Origin of the sequence: Corynebacterium sp. SCR221107 (genome assembly GCF_027886475.1) — a bacterium.
Taxonomy (GTDB): domain Bacteria; phylum Actinomycetota; class Actinomycetes; order Mycobacteriales; family Mycobacteriaceae; genus Corynebacterium.
Window position 1 is genome coordinate 2827098 of record NZ_CP115670.1, and the last position, 22203, is coordinate 2849300.

General features: G+C 58.5%; 17 protein-coding genes. 9 read left to right on the forward strand and 8 right to left on the reverse strand.

Annotation, left to right across the window (positions count from 1 at the left end):
• Positions 1–137: 137 nt before the first annotated feature.
• Positions 138–1955 carry a 2-isopropylmalate synthase gene (leuA, locus tag PAB09_RS12335; protein WP_271033931.1) on the reverse strand — a complete coding sequence of 606 codons (1818 nt, stop codon included), beginning with the start codon at positions 1953–1955 and terminating at the stop codon, positions 138–140.
• A gap of 400 nt (positions 1956–2355) precedes the next feature.
• Here leuA and PAB09_RS12340 point away from each other — a divergent pair, with 400 nt between their 5' ends.
• From PAB09_RS12340 to PAB09_RS12360, 5 genes are all read left to right on the forward strand, one after another.
• Positions 2356–3474: a hypothetical protein gene (locus PAB09_RS12340; RefSeq protein ID WP_271033932.1), complete on the forward strand. Its 1119-nt coding sequence runs from the start codon at positions 2356–2358 to the stop codon at positions 3472–3474.
• A 232-nt stretch (positions 3475–3706) separates the two neighbouring features.
• Positions 3707–5521, forward strand: a complete 1815-nt coding sequence (locus PAB09_RS12345; RefSeq protein ID WP_271033933.1) for an alpha/beta-hydrolase family protein — start codon at positions 3707–3709, stop codon at positions 5519–5521.
• Between the two features lie 247 nt (positions 5522–5768).
• Positions 5769–6788, forward strand: a complete 1020-nt coding sequence (locus tag PAB09_RS12350; RefSeq protein ID WP_271033934.1) for a LacI family DNA-binding transcriptional regulator — start codon at positions 5769–5771, stop codon at positions 6786–6788.
• Between the two features lie 62 nt (positions 6789–6850).
• Positions 6851–7753, forward strand: coding sequence for a ribokinase (locus tag PAB09_RS12355; RefSeq protein WP_271033935.1), 903 nt, complete (start codon positions 6851–6853; stop codon positions 7751–7753).
• A 91-nt stretch (positions 7754–7844) separates the two neighbouring features.
• On the forward strand, positions 7845–8558 hold the full coding sequence (locus tag PAB09_RS12360) for an HAD family hydrolase (RefSeq protein WP_271033936.1): 714 nt from the start codon (positions 7845–7847) through the stop codon (positions 8556–8558).
• A gap of 59 nt (positions 8559–8617) precedes the next feature.
• Here PAB09_RS12360 and PAB09_RS12365 read toward each other — a convergent pair whose 3' ends face one another.
• From PAB09_RS12365 to msrA, 6 genes are all read right to left on the reverse strand, one after another.
• On the reverse strand, positions 8618–9334 hold the full coding sequence (locus tag PAB09_RS12365) for an ABC transporter permease (protein ID WP_271033937.1): 717 nt from the start codon (positions 9332–9334) through the stop codon (positions 8618–8620).
• Positions 9335–9370: 36 nt separating this feature from the next.
• Positions 9371–10276, reverse strand: coding sequence for an ABC transporter ATP-binding protein (locus PAB09_RS12370; RefSeq protein ID WP_271033938.1), 906 nt, complete (start codon positions 10274–10276; stop codon positions 9371–9373).
• Positions 10277–10381: 105 nt separating this feature from the next.
• Positions 10382–11095: a response regulator transcription factor gene (locus tag PAB09_RS12375; protein WP_271033939.1), complete on the reverse strand. Its 714-nt coding sequence runs from the start codon at positions 11093–11095 to the stop codon at positions 10382–10384.
• Positions 11092–12201, reverse strand: coding sequence for a sensor histidine kinase (locus tag PAB09_RS12380; RefSeq protein ID WP_271033940.1), 1110 nt, complete (start codon positions 12199–12201; stop codon positions 11092–11094). The genes PAB09_RS12375 and PAB09_RS12380 overlap by 4 nt, the downstream gene beginning before the upstream one ends.
• 525 nt (positions 12202–12726) lie before the next feature.
• On the reverse strand, positions 12727–13929 hold the full coding sequence (locus PAB09_RS12385) for an HNH endonuclease signature motif containing protein (protein WP_271033941.1): 1203 nt from the start codon (positions 13927–13929) through the stop codon (positions 12727–12729).
• Positions 13930–14236: 307 nt separating this feature from the next.
• Positions 14237–14899 (reverse strand): peptide-methionine (S)-S-oxide reductase MsrA, encoded by a 663-nt coding sequence (gene msrA / locus PAB09_RS12390; RefSeq protein WP_271033942.1) that lies wholly within the window; start codon positions 14897–14899, stop codon positions 14237–14239.
• A gap of 442 nt (positions 14900–15341) precedes the next feature.
• Here msrA and PAB09_RS12395 point away from each other — a divergent pair, with 442 nt between their 5' ends.
• The 4 genes from PAB09_RS12395 to PAB09_RS12410 all read left to right on the forward strand — a co-directional run bounded on the left by PAB09_RS12395 (position 15342) and on the right by PAB09_RS12410 (position 20486).
• Positions 15342–15944 (forward strand): superoxide dismutase, encoded by a 603-nt coding sequence (locus PAB09_RS12395; protein ID WP_271033943.1) that lies wholly within the window; start codon positions 15342–15344, stop codon positions 15942–15944.
• 217 nt (positions 15945–16161) lie between these two features.
• The gene (locus tag PAB09_RS12400; RefSeq protein ID WP_333780199.1) at positions 16162–17388 is read left to right on the forward strand and encodes an MFS transporter; all 1227 of its coding nucleotides are present in this window, start codon (positions 16162–16164) and stop codon (positions 17386–17388) included.
• 406 nt (positions 17389–17794) lie between these two features.
• On the forward strand, positions 17795–20374 hold the full coding sequence (locus PAB09_RS12405) for a cupredoxin domain-containing protein (protein WP_271033945.1): 2580 nt from the start codon (positions 17795–17797) through the stop codon (positions 20372–20374).
• Complete coding sequence (locus tag PAB09_RS12410) at positions 20361–20486, forward strand: hypothetical protein (protein ID WP_271033946.1); 126 nt, start codon at positions 20361–20363, stop codon at positions 20484–20486. The genes PAB09_RS12405 and PAB09_RS12410 overlap by 14 nt, the downstream gene beginning before the upstream one ends.
• On the opposite strand, the gene PAB09_RS12415 is transcribed toward PAB09_RS12410, so the two are convergent.
• On the reverse strand, positions 20487–22154 hold the full coding sequence (locus PAB09_RS12415) for a TM0106 family RecB-like putative nuclease (protein WP_271033947.1): 1668 nt from the start codon (positions 22152–22154) through the stop codon (positions 20487–20489).
• Positions 22155–22203: the final 49 nt, after the last annotated feature.

The following is a 22203-nucleotide window of genomic DNA, read 5'->3' on the forward strand; positions in this document are numbered from 1 at the left end:
TATTTGGGACAAACTGGCTGTCCCCAACGTCGATCCTGATCGACGCCCGCAATTGTCATCGCCTTGGGGAACACTCAATACAAAACCCGGGCCGCCAGCTATGGGTGGGCTGGCAACCCGGGTTCAATCAGGATCGACTACTTCAGGCCACGGTTGACGGCGGAAGTAATAGCCTTCAGGGATGCGTAGGTAATAGAACCGGCGATGCCCACGCCCCACACCTTGGCACCGTTAACATCGGCCAGGATGTAGGCAGCTGCCTCGGCGTCGTCGCCGGCGGTACGGGCATGCTGCTCGTACTCTTGGACCTCGACGTCGATGCCCAGCTTCTCTAGGGCATTGGCGTAGGCCGCGATCGGGCCGTTACCGTGCCCCTCGACGACCTTTTCCTCACCGTTGAACACCAGAGTGGCAACTACGCGAGCCTCTTCGTTTTGCGTCTGCGCATTTTCGACACGGATCGAAATCTGCTCCAGCGGGCTGGAGACATCCAGGTACTCGCGGGCGAAAATATCCCACATGTTCTTGGAGTTGACCTCGCCGCCCTCGGCGTCGGTGACCGACTGCACCACGCCGGAGAATTCGACCTGCATCGGGCGTGGCAGCGCCATGCCGTGGTCGGTCTTCATGATGTAGGCAACACCGCCCTTGCCAGACTGGGAGTTCACGCGGATCACAGCCTCGTAGTTGCGGCCGACATCCTTCGGGTCGATCGGCAGGTAGGGAACCTCCCAGACTTCATCGCGCAGCTCCTCCCACGCCACGTCGGTGTGGGTAGCTCCTGGGCGCAGGCGGGCGGCCATGGCATCCAGGCCCTTGTTGACGGCATCCTGGTGGGACCCGGAGAAGGCGGTAAAGACCAGGTCGCCGCCATAGGGGTGGCGCTCGGGCACGCGCAGCTGGTTGCAGTACTCCACCGTGCGACGGATCTGTTCGATATCGGAGAAGTCAATCTGCGGGTCCACGCCCTGGGTCAGCATGTTCAGGCCCAGGGTGATCAGGTCCACGTTGCCGGTGCGCTCACCGTTGCCGAACAGGCAGCCTTCGATGCGATCGGCACCGGCCATGTAGCCCAGCTCGGCGGTGGCAACGCCCGTGCCGCGGTCGTTGTGCGGGTGCAGCGACAAGATAATGGAATCGCGACGGTTCAGGTGACGATCCATCCACTCGATGGAGTCAGCGTAGACGTTGGGGGTGATCATCTCCACGGTGGACGGCAGGTTGATGATGATCGGGCTGTCGGGGGTCGGATCCATGACCTCGACCACGGCGTCGACGACCTCCTTGGCGTAGGCAACCTCGGTTCCGGTGTAAGACTCCGGGGAGTACTCCCAGCGCCAGTTGGTGTCCGGGTAATCCTTCGCGATCTCCTTGATCAGCTCAGCGGCGTCGGTAGCCAGCTTCTTGATGGCTTCCTTGTCCTTACGGAATACCACCTTTCGCTGCAGGATGGAGGTGGAATTATAGAAGTGAACGATGACGTTCTTTGCGCCCTCACAGGCCTCGAAGGTGCGGCGGATCAGGTGCTCGCGAGCCTGAACCAGAACCTGGATGGTCACGTCATCCGGGATCATGTTGTTCTCAATGATCTCACGGACGAAATCGAAGTCCGTTTGTGAGGCAGAAGGGAAACCGACCTCGATCTCCTTGTATCCCATTTTGACCAGCAGATTGAACATCCGGCGCTTACGCTCGGGGCTCATCGGGTCGATCAGGGCCTGGTTGCCGTCACGCAGATCCACCGCGCACCACTGCGGGGCAACGGTGATCTTCTTGTCCGGCCAGGTACGATCCGGCAGGCTGAAGTCCTCGACCTCGACGGCATAGGGCTGGTAGCGCTTGACCGGCATGGAGGAGTTACGCTGCTTATTCCACGCAGGCTGGCCCTCACCGAAAGGGCCAGAAGGGGTGGTGATGTCAGCGGGGGCAGAGATAAAGGCGTCGGATGGAGACATGGTGATTTACGTCCTCAGAAAAATAGATAGAAAAACTTCGCAGTGCATGATCGGGGTCTGAGGTGTTCATCAGACAGCGGGACTACTGCCACAACACACATCACACGATGAGGGGGCGGTAATCACGACCGGCGTACACCAAACTCCGCGACGGGATGCCGGCCGAAATTTTAAGCCTGTGACCCGCCGCGGCGAAGAAGGAGAAGTCGTCCGCGGTAATCGTTGAAATCCGCGCGACGCTCGAAACCGCGTTGCATGCGTCACATCATACACCGGGCTAACACAAATCGCCCACTCTACCCAAGCGGGTACCCCCGGCAATCAGGATCGACGACGTCCAATGTGATCTAGACAGCCGTCGGAAAGCTAAGATTTGCACGAGCTTGTAGAGGGGAACCACATGTCCGCAACAGTCACAACCGTAGGCGTCGATAAGCAAAAATGGGCGATCGCAACCGCACTATTCACGCTCACCTCCGCACTGCGGCTTTGGTTTGTCGCGTGGATGAGCGACAAGCCACTTCGCGAGGCCCTACTCAAATGGGACGCATCCATCTACGCCGACATCGCCAATTACGGCTACTTCCGTCACGATGGCACCGCCGCCGCCTCGGCAGAGGTCTGGGAGACCCGACTCGCATTCTTCCCCGGACTGCCCGGCCTCATGCGCGCCATTGGCCAGGTCACAGGGCTTGATGTCACCACCGCCGGATACCTCATCGTCACCGTCGCCGGCATCGCTATGACCGCGGCCGCAATCACGATCGCCGAGGAACTCGGCGCCGACCTCCGCGGGCGCTGGGTGACTGCGATCCTTATCCTCGGCGCACCGATGTCGATCACGTTCAACATGGTCTACACCGAAGCCCCGTTCCTTGCGCTTAGCCTCTGGGCTTTGGTTGCCATGCTGCGCAAGCAATGGGCCTGGGCGGCCTGCGCAGTGTTTTTCGCGAGCTTCTTCCGGCTGACCGCCATCGATTTGTGGCTGACTCTGCTGATCGTGATTGGGATCTACGCCCGCAGCAATATCCGCGCCTGGGCAATGGCGATCGCCTCCAGCCTGCCGCTATTTGCCTACCTCGGCTACGCCTCGTCCTACACCCGCGACGTCGGTGGCTATTTCGGCCTGCAAAAGAAAGGCTGGCATTCGAGCTTCGATTTCGGCGTGGCCACCTGGCGCTGGTCCACAAAGCAGCTGCAAACCACCCACGACGTCGGCTATATCGTGTCGATCCTCATCATCGTCGCCGCCGTAGGCGCCTGCTTTTTTGCTTTCCGACGACTACCGTGGGCGCTGTGGATTTTCGGCACGGGCGTGGTGGCCAACGTCGTGCTTTCCGACGGCATCATGCATTCACGCCCCCGCCTACTCCTGCCCGCCATCGTCTTGCTTCTTCCCGCAGCGCTGAGGGCCGCACGCCTGGCCCGGCGCGACCTTATATTAATTAGCATCGCGTGGTTGCTTTCTGGGGCGTGGATCTCGGCACACATGCTCGTCGTCTTCCAGTGGGCGATCTAGGACAATCGGAAGCGATCCCCATCGGCGAACACCGTCGGACCGCTCGCGTCGATCCCCCGGGCACCTCACTTATCCCCCATGCCTCGGCACGTAGACACTGCGCGCTTGGTCTGCACGAGGGGCAGATGCATGTTCTAATGCCACTATGCGATTGCGCCTGTCACGGAAGGGACGACTCGTCGATTCTCATTGGCTCGCACGGGTGCCGATCAGAGAATCAGAGTCGACTCCCTTGGTCAATCAGCTTCGACGCTTCAATCAGCTTCGACGACTCCATGTGCTTACCCAGCCGCGGTTCGTCCTTTCTCTCGGGCTATTGGTCACCGAGATCACCCCGGGATTACGCCTGCTCCGGCGCGGGCTCCTACCACGCAACTTACGCCCCGGTTTTCTAGGCGCCGAGATCGCAACCTGGGTAGCGCTGTCCCCCTCGCTGCTCCCACGCCCGTGGTGGTCGATCGCGTTGGGTGTCTCCACAGCCCAACTCCTGGGACATGCCACGGGCTCCCTCGTTGCTCACTCGGTCCACAAGACTCACGGCCCCATCACCAGGATTGTCCAATCAGAATCGACCAGCTCAGCTGATATTTTGCTCTCCTGCATGACGGGCGTGTTATGCGCCCGAAGTCTGCAACGTCAGCGTCGGCAAGCAAAAATGGTACAGGGACGCGCAACGGATGTACGGGCGGCACTTTTTGGAATGGGTGCCGGGACGATGGGGTACGGTGCCGGCCTGATCGCGGGAGAAGGCCTGCAATTCCTCTACGGGCAAGGTGCCCGAATGATGCGCACGCCGGTGAAAAGCGTAGCCATCCCAGCATGGGCTGCGAGCATAATCAGTGCAATCACGATCGCCGGCCTCCTCATGACGGTGTCGGACAAGGTCGTTTTTAAGAAAATCATCGAATACCTGACCCAGCGGGCCCAAGCGCTGAACATGCTCGTCTTCCAGGGCACGCGACAGCCCTGGGAACCTGAGCGATCCGGATCGCCGTGGAGCTTCGAGCCATGGACAGCCGTCGGATCCCAAGGGCGCGCGGTGCTTTCTGGTGGGCCACGCGCAAGGCATATCGCAAAGGTCATGAAGCGCAATCGGGTCCATGAGCCAATTAGGATCTACGCCGGTCTCATCCCCGGCCGCAGCATCGAAGCGGCGGTCGAGCAGATCATCCAAGAAATGTTGCGCACTGGGGCGTTGCACCGGGAGGTGATCGTGATCCATACTTCGACTGGAACCGGGTGGGTCAGCGATTGGCATCTCGATCCTGTTGAGTTTTTGACAAAGGGCAATTGCGTCAATATCTCCATGCAGTATTCCTATGTGCCCTCGCCGGTGGCGTATGTGACCGAGCGCGAGCTGCCAATCAGGGCGGCGAAGGCGCTTATCTCGACCATCGTTGATTTATTGGATGGGCTCGAATCGCGTCCGCGGATTTACATCGCTGGAGAATCGCTCGGGGCGTACGGCACCGCTTCCGCCTTCGACTCGCTCGAGGAGCTGCGCCATACAGTCGATGGCTGCGCGTTGTCCGGGCCGCCGTATTTTACGTCGCTTGTGCGTCAGCTCGCCGATTCGCGTGCGCCTGGTTCACCTGAGCGTTTGCCGCTTATCGACGACGGGCGTGCGGTTCGCTTTATTGCGCACCCGAGCCACGTCGATCGTGATTACCAAGGGCGCACCTACGGTGCCGAATGGGAGTTTCCCCGCGTCGCGATCGTCATTCACTCCTCGGATCCGATCGTATGGTGGGATCCGTGGCTGTTTATCCGCCGGCCGGATTGGCTTAAGGAAATCGGCGCCGCCGGGCGTCCCGCGCCGGGGCCGATGCATTCCGACGTCCCCTCAACGATGCATTGGATTCCGATCGTCACGGGCGTTCAGGTGGCATTGGATATGTTGATCGGCACCACTTGCGGCGGTGATCATGGACACAATTACCACCAGACAATGATCCACGTTTGGGCGGCGGTTTTGGGTAAGAAGATGAAGCCGAAGCGTTTTCGTCGGATAGCAAAATGGGTGCGTAACCATTCGGTCCAACGCTAGGCCACTCGTGTAAACAGCACAAATACAGCGAAAAACTACTTTCCAACCAATCAAAATCAAGGCTTTTCAAAAAAGCCCGTTTTGCACATAAAACCACAATAGTGATTCATATCCCCGTAAAAATGCCTATCAAGCTGGCCTTGACAGGTTTGCAAATGTGTAACTTTTGCATTAGCTTGATCTTTAATACCACATGCAAACGATTGCACTCCCTCCGGTTGTGCACGATAGGCAGGAGTGACTAGGAATGCCTCGTTCGACAACCCTCAAAGACGTCGCAGAAGCCGCCGGCGTCTCCATCTCGACCACCTCTCGGGCTTTGGCCGACAACCCGGCCATCTCCGAAGAGACGCGCAGGAGAATCAAAAAGCTGGCGAAACAGCTCAACTACAGGCCCAACGCCCAAGCCCGGGCGCTTCGCAAGGCGAAAACAAACACGATCGGCGTCGCGGTTCCAAGCCTTATCAACCCCTACTACGCGGAAATGGCTACCAGCATCCAGCAGGAAGCCGCTACCCGGGGCTTTGCCACCATCATCTCCAACACCAACGAAAACCCCGATGAGCTTCGCCGCAGCCTCCAGGTGCTGCACAATCAGCGTGTCGACGGAATGATCATCGTCCCCAATGAGGGCACCGAGGATCTCGTCGAAGAGCTACACAACTCGGGCGTACCGATGGTTGCAGTCGACCGTGGCCTCGACATTCCCGGGCTCATCTCGGTCGTCTCGGAGCCATCTCGCGGCATGAACGCCGCTGTGGCGCATCTCGTCGAGCACGGACACACCCCCATCGGCTACCTGTCCGGGCCAATGTCGACCTCCACTGGACGCAAGCGCCTCGACGCCTTCCACGAGGCCTGCAAGCTCGCCGGGCTCCCGCCGCAACCTGTTTACGTCGGCGGCTACAAGCAATCCGAAGGCCGAATGGGTGCAACCGAATTGCTCGGCCAAGGTGTCAAGGCGCTGCTGGCAGGTGACTCCATGATGACCATCGGCGTTATCGAGGCCTGCCAAGCGCGCGGCATCGAAATCGGAGTCGATATCGCCGTCATCGGATTCGACAACTACCCACTGTTCGAGTTGCTGCCGAAACCTATCACGATCATCGATCAGGATGTGGCAGCCATGGCCATTCGCGCCCTCGATCTGGTTCGCCAGCAGATCGAAGAACCTAATCGCCAGCGCCTCGATTCCACTTTCCGCGGCAAAATCGCGACCCCAACTCAGCTCATCATTCGCGCCTCTTCTGACTTCGATGCCAAGTAGCGCACACGACCGGCCAGCCTTTGCATGAGGGCTGGCCTCCTTTTATGACGAAGGGATACCCCATGGGTTTAATTACGATCGTAGGTTCCATCAACGCCGACCTCATTGCCCACGTTCACCGACACCCGACCCCCGGCGAAACGCTGCTTGGCACAACCGCTACCGTATCTGCCGGCGGTAAGGGCGCTAATCAGGCAGTAGCCGCCGCCCTGCTCGGCGCAAAGGTGGCGATGGTGTCCGCGGTCGGTCGCGACGCCTACGCAGGCCCGGCTACCGCTCAATTGCGATCGAGCGGTGTCGATCTGCGCGGCGTCAAGGAGGTCGACGGCCCCACGGGGCTTGCGATCATCACGGTTGCCGACGACGGCGAAAACTCCATTATCGTTATCCCTGGCGCGAATGCCACCGTCGATGCTAATTACGTTCACTCCCAACGGGCCGTCATTGCTGACGCCGACATTGTCGTGTTGCAAGGTGAGATCCCGGCCGACGGCTTCGCCAGCGCCGTGGCTCTTGCGAGTGGACGCGTGGTAATCAACCTGGCGCCGGTAATCGACGTCGATCGTGATCGACTCCTCGTCGCCGACCCCCTGATCGCGAACGAGCACGAGGCCGGCCTCATTCTGGACCAGCTCGGCGTTCCCCACCCCAATGATGCCCCAGCGGTCCTCATCAATCAGCTTCGCGAGGCTGGTTTTAGCAGCGTGGTACTTACTCTCGGAGCCGCGGGGGCATTGGTATCTGATTCCACGGGACTGACCCCCATCCCGACGCCCTCAATTACTCCAGTCGATACCACTGGTGCTGGTGATGCTTTCACTGGGGCGCTCGTCGCTCGGCTTGCTGCTGGCGATTCGCTTGCCGACGCCGCCGCCTTCGCAGCCCGCGTAGGGGCGTTTGCCGCGACAGGCCCCGGCGCGCAAAGTTCCTATCCCCATGCCTCCGATCCGTTGCCCGAGGTGTAGCATCCGCCTCTTGAGGCGACTCTTTCTGCTGCGATTATGATGGCTCTGGTCAGAATCTTGCTCGCCTCACCCGGATGAAGGAGTTGACACCATGACCGCTTCGATCCCTCTTAGCACCGTCGCAACGCTTGACCGTCTGCACGAATTTCGGGGTATCTTGTTCGATCTCGACGGCACCCTCATCGATCACGAGACCGCGGCATGGGTAGGCGCGCAGCGGTTTTCTGCGGAACAAGGCGTCGATCCTGATCCGCAACTGTGGATGGATATCGAAGCAAAGTGGTTCGCGGCCTTCGAACGCGGCGAGGTTGATCACGCGGGGCAGCGTCGCGCGCGCGTACGCGAGTACCTTCGCAAGCCTTCGCTTTCCGACGATGAGGCGATGGCACTTTTCGACGTCTATCGGCGCCATTACGCCGACGCCTGGGAGCGCTACGACGATGCACTCCCCGCCCTGTCCCGTGCCGTGGAGTTCGCGCGCCGCGCCTCAGGTACAGTCGCGGTCTTTACCAACGGCGCCGCTGAGCTTCAAACAGATAAGCTCGTTCGCTGTGGCCTCAACCTCGACGGAATTGTCATGATCGCCGCCGCTGAGCTAGGCGTAGCTAAGCCACAGCCACAGTCCTATCTCCTTGCCAGCCAAGCGATTGGAATCAGAATCGACGAGTGCGTCCTCATCGGCGACAATCCCACCAACGATGTCTCTGGTGCGCGCGAGGTCGGCATGGCGGCGATCTACCTCGACCGCCACCACGACACACCGGACTCCATTACATCCCTCGATGCCTTGCGTTGGCAGCGCTAGCAATTGGCATCGACGGCTACGGTCAACAACGATCACGCCGGCCTGTGGACGTCGGGAAGCTACTTTACGCTTCGGCGATCGACGATAATAGCCGCACCAGCAAACGTAATCCCGATCGTGATTGCGAGGATGAGCGCAGCGGTGCCTCGATCGTGATCGATGCCGGGGAACGAGCCAGATCCCAAGACACTGGCATTGCCCATCGGCAACAGTTCTGTGAGGCGTCGAACCCAATCGGCGCTCGCGAGCCCCAGCATGATTTCGAACACAAACACATCGGCCAACAAAACCATTGCGGAAAAGGTCCCACTGCGCAAGACGTAGGCCAGCAACGCAGCCAAAGGCGCAAATACTCCCCAACGGGCGAGAGCTATATAGATCGGCGTCCACGAAGAAAGATCAACATGCCCACCGAGCGCGGTTACCCCCAGCCAGGCAGCAAGCATGCCCACCACCCCGGCAAGGAGAAAAAACGCCGAACTGATAAAACTCGAGGCGGCGACCACACCAGCGCGGCGGTTGGTGTGAAGGAAGCTCCACGCCTGCGTGCCGCGTGTCATATCCGCGCCGATCGTATTCGCGACGGCGAAGATAATTACCAGCATCGCAAGATCTCCAGCAACGGTGACGGCAGAAGCATCGAACGGCGTATCCATACCTTGCACATAGGCACTGAGGATGGCACCTGCTGCCATCCCGATCGCGATGATCGCGGCATACACCCACGTCGCGCGGATGGATACGAGCTTTCGAATTTCGGAGGAAAAGATATTCATGGAAAAGTCCTTTGGAGTTGGTGCCGATCCGAGGGGCTAGCTTGCTTTGTAAACCACGGAGTTGGCCGTCGTGCTCAAAAACGCGTCCTCAAGGCTGAGGGTGCGCGCCTTCAGTCCAATGACAAGCAGTCGGTGTTCGAAGGCAAGCCTGCCGACGTCCTGCGGTGTCGCACCCCCAACCACCAGCTGCCCGGCGCGGTCGCCATCGGTGACATCAAGCCCTTTTTCGGCTAGTAGTAGCCTGGCGCGATCAGAATCGACAGGCATGACCTCAAGTAGGACCGAGGCTGAGCCGCCGACGAAGTCGGCTACCGTTCCTTCGGCTATCAGGGTTCCCTTTCCCACCACGACGAGACGATCGGCCATGAGCTCCATCTCAGAAAGCAAGTGGGACGATATGAGAACCGCGCAACCGTCGTCGGCAAGCGAACGAATCCGCTCGCGCATCCAGTGCACTCCCTCCGGGTCGAGGCCATTGACCGGTTCGTCTAGCAACACGTGTTTCGGGTTTCCCAGCAACGCGCAGGCCACGCCTAATCTCTGTTTCATGCCGAGCGAAAACCCGCCGACGCGCTTCCCAGCGACCCCTGCAAGTCCGACTGCTTCTAAGCACTCGTCGATCCTGTTTGCAGGAAGCCCCATCAGCGTGGCCTGAATGGCTAGATGCGAATAGGCGGTGCGTCCCGGGTGAAACCACGTGGCGTCCAACAGCGTACCGACCACCCTCCCCGGGTTTTTCAGCGATCGAAATGGCATGCCGTCGAATGTGGCGCTTCCCTCGGTTGGGCGTTCCAGACCGACCACCATGCGCATCGTCGTCGATTTTCCAGCCCCATTGGGCCCGAGGAAGCCAGTTACTTGCCCATCAGGGACGGAAAAGCACAGATTGTTTACTGCCGTTTGACCGCGGTAGGTCTTGGTGAGGTTATGTACTTCAAGCATGCATCCCATCGTCGCTGCTTCTCGCTAGGAAAGCATCGCCCTGCGGGTTGAAGTTTTCTCTCATACCAGGGGCTGACAATCACGATCGACGATAGTCATCGATCACTATTGATGCCCGAGCAATTCCTCGACGCCTACCAGCCCGGTTCGAAAAGCGAACAGCACAGCCTGAACACGATCGCGCGATCCGGTTTTCATAAGTATGTGGCGCACGTGGGTCTTTACCGTAGCCATCGATACGAATTCCGCGGCCGCGATCTCCTCGTTGTTATAGCCTTGTGCGATGAGGCGCAGAATATCTTGTTCGCGTGGTGTGAGTCCTACCTCGTCGTTTTTGCTTAACGACGCCTTCGGTTGCCACATCGCAAGCACCTGCGCGGTTACCTTCGGGGCGAGCACGGCGTCGCCGTTGTAGACCGTTCGCACCGCATGCAGCAGTTCCTCGGGGGTGGCATCTTTTAGCAGGAACCCGCTTGCCCCAGCCTCCAAAGCCCCACGAATGAACTCCGAATCATCGAACGTGGTAAGCATGATGACCTTGACTTGGGAATCAGCTTCGATGAGCTGCTTGGTTGCTGCTATGCCGTCCAAGCGGGCCATTTGCACGTCCATGAGCACGACTGTTGCGGTTGCATTTCGCACTCGTGCGTCCTGTTGCGCGGGAACGACTTCATCACCATCGCTTGCTTCCCATACGACTTCCATGTCCGATTGGGAGCTAATAAGCATCCCGAATCCCGCGCGGACTAATGGCTGGTCATCGGCGAGCCCGACTCGGATAACGTCGCCTTGACTAGGTGAAGTTCGAAAACTGTTCATAGGGGAATCTCTACCTCCACGATGAATACACCGTCTTCGATTCGCTGGTGCATCTTGCCACCATGGGCTTGAGCGCGTTCTCGAATGCCTCTAAGACCAAATCCGACGGATTTCTTCCTATTTCCCGGCTCACTGGGATTCTCGGCGTGGATTCGGATCGACCCATGTAGGGCATCGATCCTAATCATTCCCGGCCCCGAGGCGTATCTAAGCATGTTTGTCAACAGCTCCTGCAATACACGATACGTGGTAAATTGAACCAGCTCAGGAGCTTGTTCTGGGATGTCTTCCAGACCGTCGATCTTTACTTCCAACCCCGCCCTACGGGCTTCGGCGAGCAGTTGTGTCATCTCTTTGACACCAGGCGCTGCGTTGAGAGAACGCCCATTATCTTCTCGAAGGACGCTTAGAAGCCCCCTCATCTGTTTCAATGAGCTTCGCCCTTGGTCAGAAATAGTTTGAAGCGCATCAGTAGCTATCGTGTGGTTTTGCGCTGCGGCGTATCGAGCTCCATCGGCGAGAGCGATGATACCGCTGAGGTTATGGGCAATGATGTCGTGCATCTCGCGGGCGATTCGAGTACGTTCGACGATTCCCGCCATCTCGGCCCGCTCTCGGAGCAGCTCAAGATCTTCGACCCTTCTTCGCTTTTGAATCCCCAACAGCCAAAAGAACCCCACCCCCAGCCAGGAGCTCCCGATAAAAGCCATAACCGTTATCCACGGTGAAGCTTCGGCGGTTCCAACGGTGACTGTTAGCCCCACTCGACGAGCGTCCCAAACTGCCAATACACATACAAGCGCCACGCCAAGCAGCAGTAAAGCCAACCAAACTCGACGCCAAGGTGGTCGCGACCATGCACTAGCTAAGTACGTTGAATAGGCTGTGGGAATTACGACTTCAATCGATGTCCTGGCTATTGTCACTGCCAGGCACATGTACATCACCAAAGCGACGATGAACATTGACGATTCTCGAAAACGAGGATGCACGATCAGCGCGATCGTAATTACGCAACTCGCTATGACGCCGAACCAGCCTTGGTAAACCCCTTCGTCGAACATCCTTGGCAACAAAGAATTTACACAAGCAATCTCGAAGAACACGATCGCCGCTACTCTCCACCGAGAACCGACGATTTCCTCCGGCCATCGGAGTCCACGCAACCAATGCACACCGCGTGATGGTTGCTGTCCACGGTGGGCATGCTTGAGCTGCTGGGGTGTGTCCATCACTCCAGCTTAGAAAAGTGTCGATCGGCGCTCATCATCCCCAAGGATGAAGGCTTTCCACGAGGCGTCGACGCAGTTGTTGATCCCCTGCCTGCTGCTTGCAAAAGAACAATTCAGAATGCGGCGAGATGAACGTCGGCAAGCATCATCGGCGATTCAAGCCAGCAGATCTTCTCCATGGCACGTCCCACAGTGGGAACCAGCCGTCTGTTATTGCCCCGTATCCTTGTCTTCCCCGCATTGGACCTGCGAACTTACGGTGGTGGGACCAGTGACCTTCGATTCCCAACTTTGAACCCTTGACGACTTGTCCTATGGCTTGCCTTAAGGCCACCCCTAAAACCTTTCCGAAGAACTATCCCCTAGCCCGCCAGCCAGAAGCTTTGTTCACAGCAATGCTCACAGCCCATTTCCACAGCCATTCTCACAGCCTCCTTCGCCACAGCAGTGGGTAAGATCGACGTCCTCGGGCACGGTCACCGTTCGGTTGGCGACGATCTGTTCTGCCCAAGGGCCGTAAGGAATGGTGGTGACCTCGGTACCGTCTTGGAGGGTCCAGTAGTCGGTGCCGTTGGGTTTCATGGTGACGCGGATGTAGCCTTTTGTTTTGTTGTTGTGGCAGTGCCGACACAAAAGGTGCAGGTTGTCGAGGGTGGTGGTGCCGCCTTGGTCGTAGGGGATGACGTGGTCAACGTCGCACTTGCTGGCGGCAGCGCCACAGCCTGGGGCGCGGCAGCCGCCGTCGCGTCCGATGACGAGAGCACGCAGTGCCGCAGGGACCGCATATTTGTCGGTGTTAATCGTATCTTCCAGCAGGTCAGTGCTGGTGATGTTGATGCGGTTGAGTTCTTCCTTGCTCAGCCATCCATAGTCGCGGAGGTAGATTTGTCCGCCGGGGTGCTGGTAGAGGTGCAAAATGGCGTTGGGGCGTTCGATGTCGCCGTTGAGGATGGCATAGACCGCTTGTCCTAGACTCCAGCGTCTGGCCTTGGCGGTTTTTCTAATCTTTTCTTGCAACTGGGCGCCCTCGGGCCGAGACACAGTTAAGGTGATGCGGAAGTTGTTGTCTTCGTCGATGCGCATGGCTGCGCGGGGGGTGGATGCACGTTTGATGACAGTTTCCCAGTTTTTCTCGCGTAGGAATTTCTCGAGGCTGTTGCCCAGCGCTTCGGCTTTGACCAGTTCTTGCTTGCCGACGCCCGGACGTAGCAGTTGCGCAAGGTAGCGATCGCCGTGCGGTAGCTGTTCGGAATCGAGGTGGCCAAATAGCCGCCCGATGGCGTAGAGCCGAGACTCGTCGATATGGCCGTACTCAACGGCAAGGCTTACGCTGATGGGCATCTTCGTCATCACAGACAGCCCTCTGAGCAAGTCCCTGACGCTCGATTTATTCACGCTCATCGACGAGGTCCACTTGTCGACGATTTCCTCGAAGTCAACCCCGGCGTCGAGATCCTTTTCCAACGAGGGCATCAACACGGTGAAAAGCTCCTGATTGCGGTGCCTGCGAAACACCGCCGTTGCCTCTTCGTCGACGGTAATCCGGAAGCTCAACTCGGAATCGTCGACCACCGTGGGGCCGACATCGGTCATACTCGTCATGGCACTTGACCCTTCCTGCACCGCACGGTGCCTCCATACCCCGGCCAACCTTGCGGGTGCCCTGCTAAAACGTGTGTTGCCACCGCAGAGTAGGAAGGATGCAAACCTTTGTCATCCCGGCATCAAAAAAAGGCCCGAAATCTGTGGACAACTTCGCGACTTCGCGACTTATCCACAGTTCTGGGCCTTACCACCAGCAGGCGGTTGCGCAGACACAACAAAGCCTGTAGCCTGTTTGGCTTTTCTAAAAAGGCGACGATGGGGGACGAGAAGCCTGTAAGCGTCGGTAAGCAAAAATCGACGAAGGCTAGGCGGAGGGGATCCCGCACGCCACGCCGGTGGAGTGGTGCGGGCAATAGCCACCAGGATTTTTGTGCAGATACTGCTGGTGATAGTCCTCGGCCCGGTAGTAGATGCCGGCGGGAGTAGTCGCGAGGGTGCGCACCTCGGTGGTGATCGATCCCAATCCAACGGCGTGAAGCTTGGGCTGATAGAACGCGATGAGCTCCCGAACGCGATCGGCCTCCTCTTCGGTGTGGGTGTAAAACGCCGATCGGTATTGGGTGCCAACGTCGTTGCCCTGACGGAAGCCCTGGGTCGGGTCGTGAGCCTCCAATGCCTTCACCACAATCTCGTCGAAGCTAATTTGATTAGGATCGAAGACCACTTCGACGACCTCCGTGTGATTGGTAAGTCCAGTGCAGACCTCATCGTAGGTCGGGTTTGGGGTCACACCCCCGGCGTAGCCCACCGATGTCGACTCCACCCCCGGAGTCTCCCAAAACATCTTCTCCGCGCCCCAGAAGCATCCGATCCCTATGTAGACACTGGCCTGCCCCGGCTTCCAAGGGCCTGTAATTGGTGTTTCCAAAACCGTGTGGGGGCGGGGGTTGCTCAACACCGGCTCGTCTCTGCCAGGCAGTGCTTGATCAGGATCGACGAGTGTGGGATTTTGGAAAATCCAGCCCATTGTTTGCTCCATTCAATTAGATATCAATTAGATTCGCGCGCCCTAGCACGGGTGTCGTCGTGGAATCAGGTTCGACGAAATCTGCCAGTACTAGCCGCCACTGCATTCTGCAGCCAACCGCGATCGACGTGGACAGACGTACCCTCTTTCGTGGTCGATCGTAATCGCCGAGGGCCTGAGCTCCCAGAACGCGATCACACCAAACCATTTTGTTGATTTATCACATAAACCCACTGGTAATCATATCCCCGCCGACCACAATCGATGCCTACACACCCCCGAACAAAACAACTTGCCTATAAAATCCCGCGTACTCCATTAGCGAAATTTATAAAGAAAACGAAGGTTAGCCCTTGCTACTTTTCGTTTTTCCCCTATCATGGGTGCCAGTGCGTTAGATCGATTTTTCCGGCGCAATGAATTTCCTACGAAAGGACACAATATGGCTAAGTACGTTCTTCCTGAGCTCGACTACGCTTACGATGCCCTCGAGCCGCACATCTCGGCTGAGATTATGGAGCTGCACCACTCCAAGCATCACCAGAACTACGTCAACGGTGCCAACGCCGCTCTGGAGAAGCTTGAGGATGCACGCAAGAACGGCTACGTCGGCGTCGCAGTGACCGCCTTGTCCAAGGATCTGGCATTCAACCTCGGTGGCCACACCAACCACTCCATTTTCTGGAAGAATCTCTCCCCTAACGGCGGCGGCGAGCCGACCGGCGCTTTGGCTGAGGCCATCAACCGCGACTTCGGTTCTTTCGAGGCCTTCAAGGAGCACTTCTCCGCTGCTGCCCTCGGCCTGCAGGGTTCCGGTTGGGCTGTTCTTGGTTACGACAAGATCGGTGAGCGCCTCGTCATCGAGCAGATGACCGACCAGCAGGGCAACCTCTCCATCGACCTCGAGCCGCTGCTGCTTCTCGACATGTGGGAGCACGCTTTCTACCTTCAGTACAAGAACGTCAAGGCTGACTACGTCAAGGCAGTCTGGAACGTCTTCAACTGGGAGGACGTCGCAGCCCGTTACGAGGCCGCTACCAAGTAAGCACCCCTTTTAGCTTGAGCATCTCAAGCGATCCTCATTAGACCTGGCGCACTGTCGGCATTATGCCTTCTGGTTCGCCAGGTTTTTGCTTTCCGACGCCTACCGTCGCATCACTTGCGGTCGTCGATCACGATCACCCATGTCCGTCAGCAAGCACTACTCGCTCTTACACCCCGATAACGTGGCAGGCCCCACTGCCACCGATCACGACCGAACTATGTCTGATACCGCTTCCCGGCCCTCCGGATCACACGAATTACCTTCCGGTCTGCGCAAAGGTGAGCCCGCGTATAAAAGGGCCGTTATTGCGACCCTGATCGCGGGTCTCGCCACTTTCAATGCACTGTATAACACGCAGGCGATCTTGCCGACGCTCGTCGCCGACTTCCACATCGATGCAGCCACCGCCGCCCTCACCATTTCGGCGGCCACAGGAGCACTCGCGATCGCAATCGTGCCAGCCTCAATCCTGTCCGAAAAATTCGGGCGCGGCCGAGTCCTCATTATCTCCGCCCTCCTAGCCACCCTATGCGGACTCGCGATTCCCTTCTCGCCGTCGATCGGGATTCTTATCGCCATGCGCGCGCTCCAAGGTGGATTCTTGGCTGGGGTGCCCGCCGTTGCGATGACCTACCTTTCAGAGGAAATCGACGCTCGTGATCTCACGGCCGCAATGGGAATCTACATCGCGGGCAATAGCGTGGGAGGAATTACCGGTCGCCTCATCCCCGCCGTCGGACTCGAGTTCTTCGACTGGCGCATCGCGTTGATGTTATCTGCTGTCCCCGCTTTGGTCTTCGCGATCGTCATGGCGTTGATCCTCCCGAAACAGCGTCGCTTCCGACCACGCCCTATCAGTCCCAAGCGCGAGTTTCGCGCGATGACCACTCATTGGCGCAATCCGTCTCTTGCCGCCTGCTTTGTCACCGGCTTCGTGGCTCTGGGCGCCTTCGTTTCGCTGTACAACTACATGGGTTTCCGGCTCATCCATGATTTTGGCTTGTCGTCGGCCCTGGTTGGGGTCTTGTTTCTCATGTATTTCGCCGGCACCTGGTCGGCCGCGCGGGCTGGCCGCTGGACCACGCGCGTCGGCCGAGGGAATCTGATTGTCGCCGCAGCGTTATCAATGACGATCGGCGCATTGCTATTGCTGTGGCATAGCTTGCCGCTGACCCTTATTGGCTTATTCGTCTTCACGGCCGGTTTTTTCCTTCTCCATTCGCTTGCATCTAGCTGGGTGGGCATGCTCGCCGCCGATAATCGGGCAGAGGGATCGAGCATGTACCTGTTTTGCTACTACGTGGGTTCTTCCGTGGTCGGTTGGCTGTCCGGCTTGGTATTCACCCACGTCGGATGGCATGGGTTTGTCTGGTGGGATGTGGCTTGGACGATCCTTCTGATCGGGCTGGCCCTGTTTCTTCGCTCCCGCGCATCACGAAGCTAATTCACCTCGTCCAATGGCGATCGACCAGGTTGCCCTATGCTTTCCGACGCCCATCGGCTCCCTCACTCACCGCCTGCCACCCCGTAGCGGTGGCAGGAAAAGGCGATCGATGCCCAAAGCCGTCGATCGTAATGAGGTTTCCAGGGATCAAACGTCGGCAAGCATGGCTCCCGCCAGCACACCTGCTGCCTTAATGAGACAATTTTTGGAGGTGCACGAAAGCCAGAAAACCAAAAGAGTGATTGTGGATTCGGACATCCATCCGTTACCGTAAGAAAGTATGACTACCCCTCCGCCTTTAGGTGAACCTAGCCAATCAGGATCGACGAAGGAATTTCCCCTGGGCCACGGGCGAAGCTCGAGAGCCCGGATGTCGTGGCATCGAAAGGCGGGGAAGCCTGTCAGGGTGTGGATCGGAATCCTCATCGCGTTCAGCTTCGTGCATTTCCTCGTGCCGGATTATCGCTGGATCCTCATCCACATGTTCACGCTCGGCGTCGTGACGAACGCTATCATGCTGTGGTCACAACACTTCACGGAGAAGTTCCTTCACAATAAGCTTCCCGATTCTGATCGCGTGTGGCAGCTTCGTCGATTCTGGATCCTCAATGCTGGCATCGTCATCACGATCGCCGGTCAGGTATTGGGAAGCTGGTGGAGCTCACACTGGATAGTCACTACCTTCGGTGCGGCGGTGGTTGGCGGCTCCTTGGCCTTTCATGCTTTTTACCTCGGTAGGCAATTCCGCGCTCATTCCAAAGGCCAGCGGTTCGCACCCAGCGTAGCCGCCTACATTGCCTCGGCAGCGTGTCTTCCATTCGGAGCTCTGTTCGGTGCAATTGCTTCGGCACCCATCGATTCTGATTGGGAGACTCGTTTGCGCGTCGCGCACCTTGCAGTCAACATCTTGGGCTTCGTTGGCTTTGCGACGATCGGTTCGCTGGTCGTGTTGTTCGCAGCGGTGTTCCGCACTCAGTCCGGCAACGTTCGAATAGGATCGACGATTTCACTCATGGGCATCGGCGTCGTTGCTTCCGTGGCCGGTGGTCTCCTAGCGTCGAACGTGATTGTCGGCGCCGGCCTCGTCTTTTATCTGGCGGGTTTGTTGATGACTAGCGGATCCTGGATTCATTCGCTGCGCTTAGTGGCAGCCGACCCGCGCGATCGGATCACGTTCGCCTCAGCCAGCGTTGCCGCAAGTCTGGTCTGGCTTTTTGGCTCGTTGGCCGTCCTCACCGCACGAGTGTTCACCGTCGCCGATTTTGATGCCGTTCGCTTGCCGACGATGGCACTCCTGATCGGTTTTGCCGCCCAACTTTTGGCCGGAATGATGAGCTACCTTTTGCCTTCGACGATCGGCGGTGGCCCCGCGGCGACCCGCACGGGGATGGCCATTATGAACAAGGCTGGCTTGTTCCGCTTCGGTTTGGTCAACCTTGGTCTCGCGATCTGGCTCTACACTGACAATTCGTGGCTACGGGTTGGCACCTCAGTGTTATCTATGGGCGCAATAGCTGTCATCTTCTTCCTTATCCCTATGTCGGCCAAGGCACAGGTGGCAGTCATCCGCGGCAACCGAGAGCCCATCGCCCTAGCGCCGTCCCCATCATGGGGTCAGCTCACTGCGTCGGTAGCCGTTTTATCCCTCCTGCTCGCCTCCACCGGCGGGCTGGGAGCAACGGGCACCGCAGGCAATACCCAACTTGCTTCGAGCGCTCAATCAGAATCGACAGCCACTGGGGAGACCACTGAAGTCTCGATTGAGATGAAAGACATGCGTTTTAGCCCTGATGCGGTGTCGGTCCCGGTGGGCAATCAGCTCCGGATCACTCTGACAAACTCTGACGATCAGGCCCACGATCTAGTACTCGCGAACGGGGTCAGCAGCGGTCGAATCCAACCGGGCGAAACTGCGATCGTCGAGGCAGGAATCATCACCTCTGATGTGGAAGGTTGGTGTTCCATCGCTGGTCACAAGATTCAGGGGATGGTCATGCATGTACAAGCCGAGGGCGCCACACAGGATTCGTCGGCAAGCGAAAACGCCCATTCGTCCCACTCAAGCATGCAAGCTAGCGATTCCGATTCAATGGCGCTCGCCGACCCTAGCGATCTCAATCGCGATCTGTTCGTCGATCCGGTCCTCGCCCCGGCCGAGGAGTCAACCACTCACGCAATCACGATCGACATCTCCGAGCTGGATTTGCCGATTGCGAACGCCTCCGATCCCAATGCGGCAGGAACCATCCGTGGCCGCTGGACCTTTAACGGTGGCGTCCAAGGGCCTGCATTGCGGGGCAAAATTGGCGACAATTTTGAGGTGACGCTCGTCAATAACGGCACCATCGCGCACTCCATTGATTTCCACGCGGGAATGGTTTCTCCGGATGCAGTCATGCGATCGATCAATCCTGGCGAGTCGCTGCGCTACGTTTTCCGAGCCGAACACGCCGGCGCTTGGTTGTATCACTGTGGTACGGCGCCGGTGAGCATGCACATCGCTTCCGGCATGTTTGGTGCGGTGATTATCGATCCCCCTGCGCTTGCCGACGTCGATCATGAGTATCTCCTCGTCCAATCCGAGGTTTATGGATTGGAATCGACGAAGGAAATGCCTGTCGATGCTAATCGCCTCGCCGCCGGAACCCCATCAGCGACGGTCTTCAATGGGATCGAAAATCAGTACGTTGCCGCCCCGATCGAGATGAAGGCCGGTGATACCGCCCGTTTCTGGTTGGTCAATGCCGGTCCGAACCTGTCGGAGAGTTTCCATATCGTCGGCACGCAATTCCACACCACATACAAAGAAGGCGCCTACCTCCTTAAAGACGCCCAGGATGGCGGCGGTGCGCAAGCGCTCGATCTGTTGGCTGCCCAGGGCGGGTTTGTGGAGGCGTCCTTCCCCGAAGCCGGCACATACACTATGGTCAATCATCAGTTCATCGATGCCGAGCGCGGGGCGAAGGGCAAGATTGTCGTCAATTAGAATCGCCGCCTCTTACGGCTTCTTTTCGCGTTGGATTGTGCTTGCCGACGCCGCCAGCCTGTTCGCCGACCAGACCACGGTGCCCGGCACCGCAGTCCTCGATCCTGATTGACTAGCCGTCGCGATCAGTCTTGAGCAAAGGTGCACCGGGGGCTTGCTGGTCGAGCCACTCGCGCACGGCCCTGGTGGCCTTGCAGTCGTCGGCGTTGTAGCCCAGTAGCAGCCGGCGGGCGGTGGCAACATCGGCGGTTGTGTCTAGTCCGATTGCCTCCCGGTACAAAGTGATCGATTCCTCACCGTCGATCTCTTCCGACATCCAATGAAACCCAGCGGCGGGTCCGACCTGTTTGAGGCCGAGGCCGGCCGTGCCAATCACGTTCTTTTTGACAAGGGCGAAAACATCCACCCAGTGCCCCGAATTGATGAACTCCTGAATCTCTTCGGGACTTGGAGCACCTTCGATGCGACGGTAGAAGCGTTGTGCGCTGGAGCGGAGCCAATGGTTTTCACCGTGGGCGGAATAGCAGTACACTCCGAAACTCTTCCCCTCGGCGGCGGCTTGCTGACGACTCTCGCTCAACCATTTCCACATTCGGGCGAAGTTTTCTCCTTCACCGGACACCCCTTCTTGGTCGATACCGTCGAAGGTCACAAACGGCCGGTAGGTCTCCCCGTCGAATGTTCCCCACAGGTAGGCGCCCTGGTCAAGGTAGGCTTCGACGTCGAGGTCGATCTCGACGTCGAAACGGGGAATCACGATCGACGGTGACTTTTTAAGGAAAAGTATCCCCTTCCGCCAGGCGTCAGCCAGCCGCGAGGCCTCTCCGAGGTCAGCTTCGACGAGCCCCTCGACGGTGTCGATCCCCTTGGCACGAAAGGCAGCTGCGCGATCGCCGGGTAGATATAGGGAGATGTCATCACGTTCGACCAGCTCAGGCTCGCACACCTGCCAGAATCGGCAGCCGGCGCATTCTTTAATGCGCCGGGCTTCGTGTTGCGTCGGTACTGCAAGCGCTCGATCGAGACCTTGCTGGAGCATGTCGGTATCAAGCAGGAAGGTCAGTTGTCGATCCTGACCGATGAGCCCACCACGCTGACAGCCAAGGCCTAGGCTGTCGAGGCTGCGCGCCGCCAATGCGAGCGAATAGGAATCGATGGCGTGGCTCTTGAGCCTGAAGTTGGCCCAGCCGGAATTGCCGAGCCCGAGCCGAGAGGTGCCCACGACCTTGACCCGGCGCGTCGAATCGGGCCGCGCTACACGGTGGTTGGTCACCAGCACCGGATAGTAGGTTCCATTCTTGCGCCGTACCAGCGCATCCACGCGAACGTACCAGTTCACCCAGCGGACATCGCTGAGATTGCTTTCCGACGCCTCCAAGCCCGCAGTCGTCGATCCTAATTGCGTTCGCCCACCGTGGTCGTCGGAAAGCGTGCCAGAACCGGCGTCGATCATGATTGCACTGCGGCCCTGGAGCACAGCATTGTGGATGAAGTGCGCACCCGCCGCGAGTGCCTCCAGCGTTTCAAGCCAAGCTCGATCGATGTCATCGGGGTCAGTTTCGTCGACTGCTAAGAGGTCGATGCGGAAGAAGTGGCGATTGTCGCCAAGCTGCGGGTGGGAGGGAAACAGTGACGCAACCAATTCGCGGGCGGATTCAAGGCGCCGGCGTCGGTTGATGGCAGCCGCGGTCAATTCCAGCCCGGGATACCGACGTTTTTGAACCTGCCGATACCGGCAGCCAACAAGGTCGGACGGCGAAAGAAGTTGATCAGTTTCCACAAGTAATAAAGCCTATTTCAGTTTCCCAGGTAGTGTGGAATCTAGCAGA